The following is a 13,929-nucleotide window of genomic DNA, read 5'->3' on the forward strand; positions in this document are numbered from 1 at the left end:
ATTACGAAGCCCGCGCTTTGAGCGGGCTTTTTTACCTTTGGCATCTGGCAGTCTGATTCAGACCAAGCCGACAAACGACAGGATAAACAGGATGATCACGACGGCGCCAACGAGGTAGATGATGTTGTTCATGACTTCACCGCTTCATTTGGGTTGAGGGAAGAAACAGGGGTGTCTAAACAGCTGACACCCTCGTTCGCGTTTCCGTTCCGTTACCCTTGCAGCAGGAGTGATCCAGAGGTTATCGGCTTGCCGGCGCGCGACCGTGCAAAAGGTGCTGATGCTCGAAGGATCTGGTCGCGACCGGGCGCCGAGCTAAAGCCTGAAAAGCACGAGCTCGATCGTCTGGCGGTATGGCTTAGTTTTTCTTCTTGATTAATTTGTTCATGTAATACTTGAGACTGAAACGATCTTTGGGTCTTGGTTTGTAGTGGGTTTTGTTTCTTTGCGCAGGATCGATCGCCAAGGTGCCTGCGGTGTAGTAATAAAGCGCTATAGACCTGCGAGTGATGTGCTCTGGGGTCGTTAAAGGCTCCGGGTGCCCATGATTGCTGTCTTTGTCTGTATTGAAAATGACGCAGCGATTGTAAATGGGCAAGACCTTTTTAAGACAGGTTTTCATCTTGACATCCCAAAGTTCCAGGTTGCCTCCATACTCGTCTTTCCAGTCTTCGTTCAGATAAATAATGATATTCAGTCTGCGCTCGACATTAAGCTTTTTGTTGAGCCTGAAGTCCGAGTGTACCCCCAGGAAGCCTCCGCTTTTCGTTTCATGCAAGCCGCCACCGGTGAAGTAGGGGTCAGGTATCAAGCCTTCGATGCCTGTTAACTTTTCTAGAAACTGCAACATGGGTGCCGAATTGAAAGCATTGAAAACGGTCTTTAAAAACGGCGAGCATTCGTTGGGACTGATTTGACGTTTTCGTTGCCCTTTATAACCGCGCTCGTAGAGCATTTCGTTGTTGGTTGGCTCGACCGGGAAATTCGAGCAAATGCTTGCAATCAGGTCTTCGTGCAGGAAGTTGTCGATGACTATGTGCGGAAATGGCGTAGCCTGAACATATTGGCTGGTCAATGACTCACCAAAGGCGCTGGCGTCGTTCTGGTCGAAATCAAGCTCCGGTGAGAGGGTGATGGGTAGTGCCTGAGTGATGACTGCCATTATTGCTCCGATAACTTGATATAACGACCCGTGGGTGACTGGCTCATACGTGTAGGCGTAGCTTAAGCCTTGCCGTCACCCTTGTTCAGGCGTTTAAGTATATTATTGTACATTTTGGTTCGTCTATGAGTCTTTCCATAGCCGCCAGTCGCTGCGACAGTGCCCGCCTGGATATGATCAAGATAGCTGAAGATTTTACGTGGCGATAAAGTTTCAACGACATAACCAAGCTCGGTCATCTGGTCTTGAAGGGTATATCCAGGAACGCGATCATCCATCGAAAAGTGCATGCCGTGCTGTTTGACTAGTTTGCAGTTCCACAATGTAAAGAAGCTCTTCAAGTAAACTTCTCTGTATGGTTTTGGTTCTCTGGAGCGTAAGCCCATGGAGATTCTAAGGCGTCTGTAGTGATGTTTGAACAGTCGCGAGCTAAAGCGCCAAAGCGTTCTCGCGGTGCCACGATTTAATTGCTCTACACACCCGACGGCTACGACTTTTTTATTATTGATGCACTTGTTCAGTATCATCGGAAAAATATTTTTATCGAAAACAAACGTATCGGTATGCATCAGGATTAAATAATCGGTGTCGACTCGCTCCAAAACCATGTCGAGTGCCTTGCCGTGCGCGATATGGCCTGCTTCTGGTTCGGAAACAGATCGTTCGATTAAATTGATCCAGTCAAGTGTTCGCAAATATTGAGTGCTTTCATCGGCCGAGTAGTTGTCAACCACCCAGACTGGGACGTTCTTGTCACCCACGTGCTGGTGCAATAACTCTAAGCATATCTTGGTGATTTCCGGTGTTTTGTAATTCACGATGACGATGCTGAAGTTATTGGGGAAATCAGTCGGAGGGCTAGTACTGTTCATTGTTCGGGTGCTCAATGATATTGTATTTATATGTGGGGGCGACTGAGTCCATATCCGGTTTCGCGTATTTGCCCGCGCAAGGTTTTTCGTATCTATAAGCTCGATCTTTAAGTCGCTTTGTCATGCACTAAATTTACATGGCTTGCTCGCGCCTGATGGAGAGCAGTGGATTTGGGCCTCATCGTATAAGGATCCACTCTATAGGTAAATATCCACGAAATAGTTCGTTACATCGGACGGCGGGTCAGATGAGCCTCCGGGGGGGGGGATTCAATCTCAAGGTGAATCGGAGCCGCGGTCCGGAAAAGAAACCGCGGCGACCAATCAATCAGGCGGTGGGCAGCAGGCCTTTCTGTTTGGCGACATGGGTGGCCAGTGCATCCATCAAGTCCGGGGACAGGCAGTCGTAGGGTTCCAGGCCGATCGAGCGCAAGCGCTCGCGGATCGCCTTCATTTGCCCTGGCGGTGTGCCGGTTTCGATGATGGAGGACACGAACGCCGCGAATCCTGGCGCCGCCCATCCACTCTGTGGCGAAAGCTCGGTGTGGACGAAGTCCAGGCCATAAAACGCATGGTCCTTGTTCTCGATGCGCCCGAAGAGATGGGCGTGACACTGCTTGCAGGCGTGGCGCTGGATGGTGGCGGCTGCGTCGACAATCTCCAGTTTTTCGCCGTGGGCAATGACGCTGACCTTATCTCGAGGCACCACGGCGATGACAGCGAATATCGCGTTTTGTGGTTTCCAGCATTTGCTGCAGCCGCATGCGTGGTTATGCAGGGTTTGTGCGTCGATCCTCACCTCGACCTTGTCGGTCGCACACAGGCATTGCAGGGTGCCGCCTGTGAAATTCGCGGCTGCGGGTTGGATACCATTGTCCAGCGCAGGGTGAAGTTGCAAGGTGCTCATGCTGGCGTCTCCGTTTCAGGGGGCAGGCAAAGGTGCCTGGGGCGGTGCCCCAGACCGTTGGATCATCGGGTTTTGAAAAGGACACAGTGCATAAACGAGTGACCTCCTTCGGTGCTACCGGTTGGTTACCCTGATCAAGAATAGTCTGCGATGACGCCTTGAGCGCGGCCAGGGTTACCTCACCGCAGCCGCAAGGTTTCAAATAGCGCGCGGTCTTGTTTTTTGGCCGAGTGCGCCGTGTTTCCAGAACAGTTTTTTGGCAGCTCTGGTTCGGTTCACAGGCTGATCGACAGGGATGCCGTCGCTGCAAGGTCGTAGGGCAGATGGCCAAGGCTTCGCTTGGCCACTGCATGCTTCATAAGCGCTGGAGCGGTGGTTTTTCCTGGTGCGCAAGGTCTGCGGCCTGAGTTGCACGCAATGCACCCTGCAGCGTACTCATCACCATCTCATGCAGCAGCTTGCGGCGTGCTCCAATGCCGGCCTGGGGCTTCCCGACCCAGGCCGGCAGTTGATTGAGCAGGGAAACGATGCCGGTCATGGTCGCGCGCAGGGTGGTGCCAGCCGGTTTACCGGTGAGTTGCTCTATGGCCTCCACCAGGTGCTCTTCGTAGCGCCCGCGCAGGGTCAGGATCGAGGCCTGCTGTTCGCAGCTCAAGCAATGGAGGTCGTACTCAGCCAGGCGAAAATGCGCGGCCATGCGCTCGTGGAGCCGCAGGTGCGCCTCAAGCAGGCCGTGCAGTCGGGCAGTGGGGGCGGATTTGCGCCGGGTCACCAGGCGGGCGCCATCAAGCAACGCTTCGTAGAGCTCCTCAATCAGTTCAAACAGCAATGCCTCTTTGCTATCGATGTGGTTATAGATGGAGCCGGCCGTGATCCCCAGGCAAGTGGCCAGGTCGCGCATGCTGACCCGGCTGAAACCATGCCTGGCGAACAGCTCGACTGCCTTGTGCCGAGTTTCCAGGTAGCGCGTGTTGCGCTCTTCGTCGACAGGTACGGCAAAAAGGGATTTGGAGGGCTGCATGTTGCTCATCCACCTCATACGCGAAACTGCCCCAACAGCCGATTGAGCTGACCCGCCAGTTGGCCCAGCTCCTGGCTCGCCGCGTTGGACCGGTCTGCTGCCTGGGCGTTTTCGTGGGCCAGAGAGGCTGCTCGGGTCACATTCTGGTTGATGTCTTCGACCACGTGTGACTGCTCCAGCGTGGCGCTGGCGATTGAGGCGTTCAGTTCAGTGACATTGCGCAGCGCGCCGAGTACCTGGTGCAGGCTTTCAGCCGTTTGGTGGGCCTGTTCCACGGTTTGTCGAGCGGCCTGGCTGCTGGCATTGATGACATCCACAGCAGCTTCCGAGTTGCCGTGCAGGCGCTCGATCATGTCCTGGATTTGCGCGGTGGACTGCTGGGTGCGCTGTGCCAGCAGGCGCACTTCGTCGGCCACCACCGCGAAGCCGCGACCCTGCTCGCCAGCTCGCGCCGCCTCGATGGCGGCGTTCAGCGCGAGCAGGTTGGTCTGCTCGGCGATGGCGCGGATCACTTCCAGCACGCTGCCGATCTGGGTGCTTTCCCGGGCCAGGCTCTGGATTACCTCGACGGCCTGGCCGATGGTATCGGACAACTGGTCGATCTGGAGCAGGCTGCTGTCAATGTTGTGTTGGCCCCGGCGTGCCTGTTCTTCGGCCTGGCGAACTTCGTTGGCCGCGTGCTCGGCGTTCCTGGCCACTTCCTGCACGGCGTAGGAGACCTCATGGATGGCGGTGGCGACCAGCTCCATCTGCTGCGATTGCTGCTGGCTGTGGTTCTGGCTATCGGCGGCGATTTCACCGAGGGACTTCGAAGCCTGGTCCAGACTGTCGGCGGACTGCATGGACTGGCTGATCACGCCACGGAGCTTGTTGGTGAACACGTTGAAATGACCGCTCAAGTCTGTCAGTTCATCGCGCCAGCGGTTATCCAGATTACGGGTCAAATCGGCTTCGCCGCTGGCGATGTTCTCCATTGCATCGACCACCCGCGCCAGTGGCGAGGCGATGCTGCGGGCAATCAACAGGATCAGCGCACTGAGCATCAGGGTGATCGTCAGCAATATGACGAAAGCCTGGAGCAGCTGGCGGCGGAACTCGACCTGCACGTCGTCGATGTAGATGCCCGAGCCGACAATCCAGCCCCAGGGCTTGAACAGTTCGACGTAGGAAACCTTCTCCACCGGCGCGTCGGAACCCGGCTTGGGCCAGCGGTAGTGCACCAGCCCGGCGCCATCGCGTTTGGCGGTGGCGACCATTTCGTCGAACAGCGCCTTGCCGTCCGGATCGAGAGTACCGGCCATGCGCTTGCCCTCGAGCTTGGCATTGGGGTGCATGACCATTCGCGTGTCGAGGTCTTCGAGCCAGAAGTAGTCCTCGCCGTCGTAGCGCAAGTCGCGCATGACTGCGATGGCCTGCTGCTGCGCCTGCTCACGACTGAGGCCCTGGCCTTCCAGGCTTTGGAAGTGGCGCAGGATGCCGCTGGCGGTCTCGACCACGTGGCGGGTTTTCAGCGCCTTGGCCGCATAAAGGTCGTCATGGCTTTGCTTGAGCATCAGGCCGGCGAGAATCAGCAGCATCAGGATGGATGTCAGCAAAATCAGCCACAGACGTCGGCTAATGGAAATATTGCGCAAGCCGGGCATGGGCAACTCCGCGAGAGGGAAGGCAGGTGAAAGCCGGAGGCGGCAGTTGCGTCCGGCTCGAGGGGGTCAGAGTGCGTAGTGGCTCAGTTCGCGGGCGATCAGCAGGCGCTGGACTTCGCTGGAGCCTTCGTAGATCTGGGTGATGCGTGCGTCTCGGTAGTAGCGCTCCACCGGGTAATCTTCCAGGTAGCCGTAGCCGCCATGGATCTGCATGGCACTGGAGCACACGCGTTCGGCCATTTCCGAGGCGAACAGCTTGGCCTGGGAGGCTTCGGACAGGCACGGTTGCCCGGCGCTTTTCAGGCGCGCGGCATGCAGGACCATCAGGCGGCTGGCGTTGAGCCGGGTGTGCATGTCGGCGAGCAGGTTGGACACGCTTTGGTGTTCGATGATCGGCTTGCCGAACTGGACGCGTTCGCGGGCATAGCCCAGGGCAGCCTCGAAGGCGGCGCGGGCGATTCCCAGGGCCTGGGCGGCGATGCCGATACGACCGCCTTCGAGGTTGGACAGGGCAATGGCCAGGCCTTTGCCGCGCTCACCCAGCAGGTTGGCTTCGGGAATGGTGCAGTTGTTCAAGGTCACCGCGCAGGTATCTGAGGCCTTGATACCCATCTTGTGTTCGCGTCGGTCGACCACGAATCCGGCGTTGTCAGTGGGGACCAGGAAGGCCGACAGCCCTTTCTTGCCCAGTTGCGCATCAGTGACGGCGAAGACAATGGCCAGCTTGGCCCGCTCCCCGTTGCTGACGAACTGCTTGGCACCGTTGAGAATCCACTGACCGTCGCGCAGTTCGGCACGGGTACGCAGGTTGTGCGCTTCGGAGCCGGCCTGTGGCTCGGTCAGGCAGAAGCAGCCGATCGCTTGACCACTGACCAGCAGCGGCAGCCAGCTGTCCTGTTGCGCAGGGGTGCCGTATTTCAGCAGGGGGCCGCAGCCCACCGAATTGTGGATGCTCATCAGCGCGCCGAGGGCTCCGTCACCGGCCGAGATTTCTTCAACGGCCAGGGCATAGGCCACATAGTCGGTATAGCTGCCGCCCCAGGTGTCCGGTACGACCATGCCCAGCAGGCCCAGCTCGCCCATCTGCGCCACCACGGCGTCATCGATCCAGCCGGCCTTCTCCCAGGCCTGGGCATGCGGCGCGACTTCGCTGCGGGCGAAGTCGCGCGCCATGTCGCGGATCATGCGTTGTTCTTCGGTCAATTCGATATCGTGCATTGCAAAATCTCCTGCCGATCAGGCGGTGCGTACGGGCTTGCCGGAGGCGCGTTCAAAGTCGTTGAAGAAGGCTTGCACCCGGGCAGGTGCCAGTTCTGTCAGGGTTGGCGGGTTCCAGCGTGGGCACTTGTCCTTGTCGATGATCAGGGCGCGCACACCCTCCATCAGGTCGCCCTTGTCGAACCACTGGTAGTCCAGGTGCAACTCAAGGGCGAAGCACTCGGTCAGGCTCAGGTAACGACCACGGCGCAACAACTCGAGCGTCGTGGCCATCGCCAATGGCGAGCGGCTTTCGAGCAGCTTCACTGTCTGCTCGGCCCAGTCTTGCAGCTCGGGACGTTGTTCGCGCTGCAGCGCGGCGTGAATGGCCGGGACATCGGGCAAGGCGAAATACGCGTCGATCGCCTGGCGACAGGCCTTGAGCTCGGAACCGGCAAGTCGCTCGGTGGCCATGTCGGCGAGCAGGTCCTGCAAGTCTTCGACGGGCGCAGCGGTCCAGTTCAGGTGGTCGAGGCAGGCATCCAGTTCGGCCAGCCGTTCGCTGGGCAGGTAGTAGTCGGCAAGGTTCGCATAGAGGGCATCGGCGGCACGCACCTGGCAGCCGGTGATACCCAGATAGGTTCCCAGTTCACCTGGCAGGCGCGGCAGGAAATAGCTGCCGCCGACATCGGGGAAAAAGCCGATGCCGACTTCCGGCATGCCCATCCGCGTGCGCTCGGTGATCACCCGCAACGAGGCGGCCTGGGCCAGGCCCATGCCGCCACCGAGGACAAAACCATCGAGCAGTGCCAGCACTGGCTTGGTGTAGCCATGCAGGTACTCGTCCAGGGCGTACTCCTCCTCGAGGAACAGCTCATGCAGGTTGTTGCCGGCCTTGTAGCTGTCGTACAGCATGCGGATATCGCCACCGGCGCAGAAGGCCTTTTCACCGGCGCCGCGAAGGGTCACGGCGACGATCTCCGGGTCCTGCTCCCACGCCCACAGGTGCCGGCAGAGCAGACGCACCATGGGCAGGTCCAGGGTGTTCAACGCGCTTGGCCGATTCAGTGTCAGGTGGCCGACACGGTTGCGTACGCTGGCCAGCACCGGGGCTTGCTGCTCGCTCATGTTCAGGCTTCCCGGCGGAACAGGTTGATGATGGCGGAGAAGTCCAGGCCGCCGTTACCTTGCAGGCTGAAGGTCTGGTACAGCTGCTGGGCTACGGCACCGAGCGCGACCGGTTGGCGCGCGTGCCTGGCCGCTTCAGTGGCCAGGCCCAGGTCCTTGAGCATCAGGTCGCTGCCAAAGCCGCCGCTGTAACCACGCGAGGCTGGAGCGTTTTCCAGCACGCCCGGGAACGGGTTGTTGATTTCCGAGCTCCAGCAGCGACCGGTGGAGGTATTGATCACTCCGGCCAGGACCTTGGCGTCCATGCCCAGGGCTACGCCCAGGGCCATGGCTTCGGCGACGCCGACCATGGAGATGCCGAGCAGCATGTTGTTGGCGATCTTGGCCACTTGGCCGTTGCCTGCTGCGCCGCAGTGCACGATGTTCTTGCCCATCGCCGAGAGGATCGGCAAGGCCTGGTCGAACACGCTGTCCGGGCCACCGACCATAAAGGTCAGGGTGCCCGCCGCCGCACCTCCGGTGCCGCCGGATACCGGTGCGTCGAGCATCGGGTTGCCTTGGGCAAGGGCGTATTTGGCCACCTCGCGAGTGCTCAGCGGGTCGATGGTCGAACTGTCGATCAACAGCACGCCCGGGCCGATATTGGCCAGCAGGCCATCCTTGCCGCGATAGACCTGCTTCACGTGCTCGGCGGTGGGCAGCATGGTGATGATCACCTCAACCCTGGCCTTGGCCACGGCGGCGGGTGAGTCGGCGGCGCTGGCGCCGGCCTCCATCAGCGCGGCGACCGCTTGGGGGAAGGGATCGAAGACGGTCAGGCTGTGCCCGGCCTTGAGCAGGTTGCGGGCCATTGGGCCGCCCATGTTGCCGAGGCCGAGAAATCCGATATGCATGTTGGCTACCTTTTACGATAGGGGGCAGTGGCGCAGGAATCCCTGCGCGCTTGTCGTAGGCCGACGCAGGGCGTCGGCCGGCAAAGGTCATTTCAGGGTAATGGTGGTGTTCACCGCGCCGCCGGTGTCTTCCTCGTCGAACCAGCGCTGGGTGATCGTCTTGGTCTGGGTGTAGAAGGTCACCACTTGCTTGCCGTAGGGACCCAGGTCGCCCAGCTTGGAGGCGCGCGAACCGGAGAAGGAGAACAGCGGGACCGGTACCGGGATTGGCACGTTGATGCCTACCTGGCCAACGTCGATCTCTTCCTGGAAGTGCCGCGCGGCAGCGCCGGAACGGGTGAACAGGGCAGTGCCGTTGCCGTTCGGATTGGCGTTGATGATCTCGATCGCCTCGTCCAGGTTGGCGGCGTGCATGACGCACAGCACCGGGCCGAAGATCTCTTCGCGGTACACCGACATTTGCGCAGTGACGCCGGAGAAAATGGTCGGGCCGACGAAATTGCCATCCCGGTAGCCCGGCACGCTCGGGTTACGCCCATCCAGTTCGAGCCTGGCGCCTTCTTCGATGCCGCTGGCGATCAGACCGTTGACACGCTCCAGGGCGGCGCAGGAAATCACCGGGCCGATGTCAGTGCCCGGCTCGGTGCCACCGTTGATCTTGAGGGTCTTGGTTCGCTCGATCAGGTCCGGCAGCCAAGCTTGCGCTTCACCCACCAGGATCACCACGGGCAGGGCCATGCAGCGCTGGCCGGCAGCGCCGAAGGAGGCGCCCAGCAGGTTGTTCAGGGTCTGTTGTTTGTTGGCATCGGGCAGGACGATGGCATGGTTTTTCGCGCCCATCATGCACTGCGCGCGCTTGCCGTTCTGGGTGGCGCGGTTGTAGACGTGGGTGCCGACCTTGGTCGAGCCGACGAAGGACACGGCCTTGATGTCCGGGTGGTCGCAGATCAGGTTCACTGCGTCGACGCCGCCGTGGATGACGTTGAGCACGCCCTTGGGTACCCCGGCCTCCAGCGCCAGTTCCACCAGGCGCATGGTCACCAGCGGATCCTGCTCGGATGGCTTGAGGACGAAGGTGTTGCCGGTGGCGATGGCCATCGGGAACATCCACAGCGGGATCATCGCCGGGAAGTTGAACGGGGTGATGCCGGCGCACACGCCCAGCGGCTGCAGCAGGGTGTAGGTGTCGACGCCGTTCGCCACGTTGTTGGCCAATTCGCCCATCTGCAAATTGCCGATGCTGGCGGCGTGCTCGACCACCTCCAGGCCGCGGAACACGTCACCTTCGGCATCCGGCAGGGTCTTGCCCTGCTCGGCGGTGAGCAGGGCGGCCAGTTCCTTGATGTTTTCGCGGATCAACTGCTGGTATTTGAGGAACACACGGGCACGGACACCGATCGGGGTCTTGCGCCAGGTCTTGAAGGCTTGCCTGGCGCTGGCCACGGCGGCGTTCATTTCCTCGGCGGTGGCGAAGGGCACACGGGCCAGGACTTCCTGGGTGGCCGGGTTGACTACGTCGCGCCACTGGGTGCTGCGCGATTCGACGAACTCGCCGTTGATGAGAAGCTTGACGCTGGGAACGATGGAAGAGGTCATTTACGGGTCCTGCCTGCTTTTGTTAGGGCGAATGAGTCCCCTCGGCGTGGTTGGCCGAGTGGTCGGGTCTGGATTCGGGGGGAGGGGCCGGCATGCCGGCCCCAGAGGTCAGCCTTTGAGTTGCGGGAAGTCTTCTTCGAAGTATTCCTGCGGGCCACGTGCGTCGCCCTGGCGACGCTGCACTTCCATTTGCCGCAGTTCCACCCGGCGGATTTTTCCGGAGATGGTCTTGGGCAGCTCGCTGACAAACTCGATGCGCCGTACCCGCTTGTAGGGCGCCAGGTGCTCGCGGGCGAACGCGAGGATGCTGCCGGCCAGTTCGTGACTGCCCTGTGCGTCATGGGCCAGGATCAGATAGGCCTTGGGCACTGCCAGGCGCACCGGGTCGGGGCTTGGCACCACGGCCACTTCCATCACCGCCGGGTGCTCGATCAGCGCGCTTTCCAGCTCGAAGGGGCTGATGCGGTAGTCGGAGGCCTTGAACACATCATCGGCACGGCCGACGAAGGTTATGTAGCCCTCTTCGTCGATCTGTGCGGTGTCGCCAGTGCGGTAGTAGCCGTCGCGCATCACTTCGGCGGTCTTTTCCGGGCTGTCCTCGTAGCACAGCATCAGGCCGAGCGGGCGTACGTCCAGCGGCAGGGCTACTTCGCCTTCGTTACCCGGCACGCCATCGGGATCGAGCATGGTCACCCGGTAGCCCGGCAACGGACGGCCCATGGAGCCCGGCTTGAGCCGCTGGCCAGGCGTGTTGCCGACCAGTGCGGTAGTTTCCGACTGGCCGAAGCCGTCGCGCAGCAACAGGCCCCAGGCATGCAGGATCTGCTCGATGATCTCCGGGTTGAGCGGCTCACCGGCGCCCACCAGTTCGCGCAGGCGCAGGCGAGACTTGTAACTGGCCAGGTCTTCCTGGATCAGCATGCGCCACACGGTAGGCGGCGCGCACAGGCTGGTGACGCCGTAGCGCTCGAGCACGCCGAGCAGGGCTGGCGCGCTGAAGCGTGCGGTGTTGTGGATGAAGATGCAGGCACCGGCATTCCACGGTGCAAAGAGGCAGCTCCAGGCGTGCTTGGCCCAGCCCGGGGACGAAATGTTCAGGTGCAGGTCGCCCGGCTGCAGGCCAATCCAGTACATGGTCGAGAGGTGGCCGACCGGGTAACTCTGGTGACTGTGCAACACCATCTTCGGCTTGGAGGTGGTGCCGGAGGTGAAGTACAGCAGCATCGGGTCGGTGGCCAGCGTGCGACCCTCTGATTCGAACTGCTCGGAATGCTCGCTGGCGGCGCTGTGCGGGGTCCAGCCGGCGGGGGACGGACCGACGCAGATGCGACTGCAGTCTTCACCCAGCCCGTCGAACTTGTCGACATGGGCGCTACCGACCACCAGATGGCGAACATGGCCGCGCTCGATGCGGTCGCTGAGGTCATCGGGGGTCAGCAGGGCGGTGGCGGGAATGACCACGGCACCGAGTTTGAAGGCGGCCAGCATGGTTTCCCACAGGGCGACATCGTTACCGAGCATCAACAGGATGCGTTCGCCACGGCGCACGCCGAGGGCTCGCAGGTGATTGGCCACCTGGTTGGAGCGCGCTGCCAGTTGCTGGAAGCTGTAGCGTTGTTCGCTGCCGTCCTCTTCGACGATCCACAGGGCGTTGGCCTGGTTGCCTACGGCCATGGCATCGAAGTAATCCAGCGCCCAGTTGAATTCGTTCAGCTGCGGCCAGCGGAAGTCACGTACGGCGGTGGCGTAGTCGGTACGGTGGGCCAGCAGGAAATCACGAGCGGCCAGGAAGGGTTGGCAGTGGTTGTTCATTGGAGGCTCCCGAGACGCGCGCGGGTACCTGAAAGTGGGGAGACGACAGCAAGCAAGGATAGCTTCACGGTGGGTGCCCTATTTATTTTTATTGGGACTGACCGGGTTCATGGCCAGGTGGTTGAATCGAGTATAGGCAGGCATAAATCAAATAAGAATGCTCAAAAAATCCCGTATGTTGTGCAAAAAAGCATGGGCCTGCTGCATCGTTGAATCGACAGAATGCACAAGGCGGGCGCTGCCGGCACCGTCAAGCGATGCAGGCAGCGCCCGCCTTGTGCTGGGACTTACCAGAGTGCCAGGGTATAGCTGAGGATCAGGCGGTTTTCGTTGAGGTCGTTACCGAAGTGGGCGGTGCGCACCGTAGCGTTGCGCCACTTGAGACCGAGGTTTTTCAGCGGGCCGCTCTGGAGCACGTAGCCGATGTCGGTGTCGCGCTCCCATTCGTGGCCGTCGGGTTTGCCGACGCCCAGGTCGATGCTGTCGCCGGATAAGTAGCGGGTCATGAAGGTCAGGCCGGGAACACCGAGGGCCGCGAAGTTGTAGTCGTAGCGCGCCTGCCAGGAGCGCTCGTCCTTGTTGGCGAAATCGTTGATCTGCACGAAGTTGACCAGGTAGGCGTCGGTGCCATTGACGTAGGCAAAGCCGGTGTCGCCGCTCATGCGTTGGTAACCGAGACCGAAGGCATGGCCGCCGAGGGCATAGGTGAACATGGCGCCGAAGGCATTGTTGTCGATGTTGCTGTGGCCATCGTCGGTGGAGCGGGCGTAGCGCAGGTCGCTCTTGAGCGTCTGGCCTGGGCCCAGCGGCAGGACGTGGACCAGACTGAACTGGTGCTGGTGATAGAAGTCGTCCAGGCCGCCGTAGTTGTAGCCTGTGTTCAGCCGCTCGTTCCACTGGTAGGCCAGGCCGGCGAAATTGAAGGCGTCGCTGCGGGCCTGGCCACCGACAATGCCCTTGGCGCCGGTGGTGGTGATGGTCATTTTCTCGTAGTCCGAGGAGTCGCGCTGGTTGACCCGATCCACGCGCCCCGCGTCGAGGCTGAGGCCTTTGATCTCCTGAACATTCAACTGGCCACCGCGGAATGTTTGCGGCAACAGGCGCGAATCATTGGCCAGCAGCACAGGCAGCTTCGGGGCCAGGGTGCCGAGCTTGAGCACGCTGTTGGACGCTTTGAACTTGGCCGTCAGGCCCAGTTCGCCATACTCGTCCTTGGCGCGCCTGGGCGGCTGGCTGTCGCGCTTGAGCAGGCCGGTGCCGGCGCGATCGGGGCTGGAATCGAGCTTGACGCCGAGTTGGCCGAGGGCATCGATACCGAGGCCGATCGTGCCGTCGGTATAACCGGATTCGTAGCGCAGCAGGAATCCCTGGGCCCATTCTTCTTGCTTGGACTGGGTGGCATTAGCCTGGCGGAAGTCGCGGTTGAAGTAGAAGTTACGCATCTCCAGCCTGGCCGTGCTGTCTTCCAGGAAGTCGGCATGAGCCTGTGCAGCGAGGCCGCTGCCGGCCAGGAACAGGGTGAGGGTGGTGGGTTTCATTGGATGCCTTTTGTTGTTTTTGTTGTCGACGAGCCGCTCCCGCGCTACTTGGAGTGGCGAGGGAAGGGCGCTATTGGGGGTGTCCTGCGCCGAGCGGCGCAGGGCGGGTGTAAAAAAGCGCGAAGCAAAGGAGCGGACTCGCGCTCGGGGCGTCAGCCCC

Annotated in this window: 11 protein-coding genes; all 11 read right to left on the minus strand. The window is 60.8% G+C overall.

The genetic code is table 11. The features are described from left to right. Positions 1 to 358: 358 nt before the first annotated feature. The 11 genes from ACXX83_RS08210 to ACXX83_RS08260 all read right to left on the minus strand — a co-directional run bounded on the left by ACXX83_RS08210 (position 359) and on the right by ACXX83_RS08260 (position 13,769). Positions 359 to 1,162 (minus strand): 2OG-Fe(II) oxygenase, encoded by an 804-nt coding sequence (locus tag ACXX83_RS08210; protein ID WP_015094749.1) that lies wholly within the window; start codon positions 1,160 to 1,162, stop codon positions 359 to 361. 62 nt (positions 1,163 to 1,224) lie between these two features. Further along, positions 1,225 to 2,034 carry a glycosyltransferase family 2 protein gene (locus ACXX83_RS08215; RefSeq protein ID WP_458548082.1) on the minus strand — a complete coding sequence of 270 codons (810 nt, stop codon included), beginning with the start codon at positions 2,032 to 2,034 and terminating at the stop codon, positions 1,225 to 1,227. Between the two features lie 328 nt (positions 2,035 to 2,362). Beyond that, a complete protein-coding gene (gfa, locus tag ACXX83_RS08220; protein WP_217838077.1) occupies positions 2,363 to 2,941 on the minus strand; it encodes an S-(hydroxymethyl)glutathione synthase in 579 nt (192 codons plus the stop codon). A 355-nt stretch (positions 2,942 to 3,296) separates the two neighbouring features. Then, positions 3,297 to 3,980 carry a TetR/AcrR family transcriptional regulator gene (locus ACXX83_RS08225; RefSeq protein ID WP_458548083.1) on the minus strand — a complete coding sequence of 228 codons (684 nt, stop codon included), beginning with the start codon at positions 3,978 to 3,980 and terminating at the stop codon, positions 3,297 to 3,299. Further along, on the minus strand, positions 3,977 to 5,605 hold the full coding sequence (locus ACXX83_RS08230; RefSeq protein WP_458548084.1) for a methyl-accepting chemotaxis protein: 1,629 nt from the start codon (positions 5,603 to 5,605) through the stop codon (positions 3,977 to 3,979). Before ACXX83_RS08230 ends, ACXX83_RS08225 begins: the two co-directional genes overlap by 4 nt. Before the next feature lie 66 nt (positions 5,606 to 5,671). Then, positions 5,672 to 6,823: an acyl-CoA dehydrogenase family protein gene (locus ACXX83_RS08235; RefSeq protein ID WP_126045512.1), complete on the minus strand. Its 1,152-nt coding sequence runs from the start codon at positions 6,821 to 6,823 to the stop codon at positions 5,672 to 5,674. A gap of 18 nt (positions 6,824 to 6,841) precedes the next feature. Further along, a complete protein-coding gene (locus ACXX83_RS08240; protein WP_458548085.1) occupies positions 6,842 to 7,930 on the minus strand; it encodes an enoyl-CoA hydratase/isomerase family protein in 1,089 nt (362 codons plus the stop codon). Positions 7,931 to 7,932: 2 nt separating this feature from the next. Continuing rightward, positions 7,933 to 8,823 (minus strand): 3-hydroxyisobutyrate dehydrogenase, encoded by an 891-nt coding sequence (gene mmsB / locus ACXX83_RS08245; RefSeq protein ID WP_458548086.1) that lies wholly within the window; start codon positions 8,821 to 8,823, stop codon positions 7,933 to 7,935. Positions 8,824 to 8,910: 87 nt separating this feature from the next. Continuing rightward, the gene (locus ACXX83_RS08250) at positions 8,911 to 10,419 is read right to left on the minus strand and encodes a CoA-acylating methylmalonate-semialdehyde dehydrogenase (RefSeq protein WP_458548087.1); all 1,509 of its coding nucleotides are present in this window, start codon (positions 10,417 to 10,419) and stop codon (positions 8,911 to 8,913) included. Between the two features lie 108 nt (positions 10,420 to 10,527). Further along, positions 10,528 to 12,231 carry an AMP-binding protein gene (locus ACXX83_RS08255; protein WP_458548088.1) on the minus strand — a complete coding sequence of 568 codons (1,704 nt, stop codon included), beginning with the start codon at positions 12,229 to 12,231 and terminating at the stop codon, positions 10,528 to 10,530. A gap of 287 nt (positions 12,232 to 12,518) precedes the next feature. Continuing rightward, on the minus strand, positions 12,519 to 13,769 hold the full coding sequence (locus ACXX83_RS08260) for an OprD family porin (protein ID WP_458548089.1): 1,251 nt from the start codon (positions 13,767 to 13,769) through the stop codon (positions 12,519 to 12,521). Between the last annotated feature and the right edge of the window lie 160 nt (positions 13,770 to 13,929).

It is taken from the genome of Pseudomonas sp. GNP012, from assembly GCF_054343835.1.

Coding starts and splice junctions, on each gene's coding strand:
- ACXX83_RS08210 (WP_015094749.1), bottom strand. CDS start 1,162: ATGGCAGTCATCACTCAGGCACTACCCATCACCCTCTCACCGGAGCTT.
- ACXX83_RS08215 (WP_458548082.1), bottom strand. CDS start 2,034: ATGAACAGTACTAGCCCTCCGACTGATTTCCCCAATAACTTCAGCATC.
- gfa (WP_217838077.1), bottom strand. CDS start 2,941: ATGAGCACCTTGCAACTTCACCCTGCGCTGGACAATGGTATCCAACCC.
- ACXX83_RS08225 (WP_458548083.1), bottom strand. CDS start 3,980: ATGAGGTGGATGAGCAACATGCAGCCCTCCAAATCCCTTTTTGCCGTA.
- ACXX83_RS08230 (WP_458548084.1), bottom strand. CDS start 5,605: ATGCCCGGCTTGCGCAATATTTCCATTAGCCGACGTCTGTGGCTGATT.
- ACXX83_RS08235 (WP_126045512.1), bottom strand. CDS start 6,823: ATGCACGATATCGAATTGACCGAAGAACAACGCATGATCCGCGACATG.
- ACXX83_RS08240 (WP_458548085.1), bottom strand. CDS start 7,930: ATGAGCGAGCAGCAAGCCCCGGTGCTGGCCAGCGTACGCAACCGTGTC.
- mmsB (WP_458548086.1), bottom strand. CDS start 8,823: ATGCATATCGGATTTCTCGGCCTCGGCAACATGGGCGGCCCAATGGCC.
- ACXX83_RS08250 (WP_458548087.1), bottom strand. CDS start 10,419: ATGACCTCTTCCATCGTTCCCAGCGTCAAGCTTCTCATCAACGGCGAG.
- ACXX83_RS08255 (WP_458548088.1), bottom strand. CDS start 12,231: ATGAACAACCACTGCCAACCCTTCCTGGCCGCTCGTGATTTCCTGCTG.
- ACXX83_RS08260 (WP_458548089.1), bottom strand. CDS start 13,769: ATGAAACCCACCACCCTCACCCTGTTCCTGGCCGGCAGCGGCCTCGCT.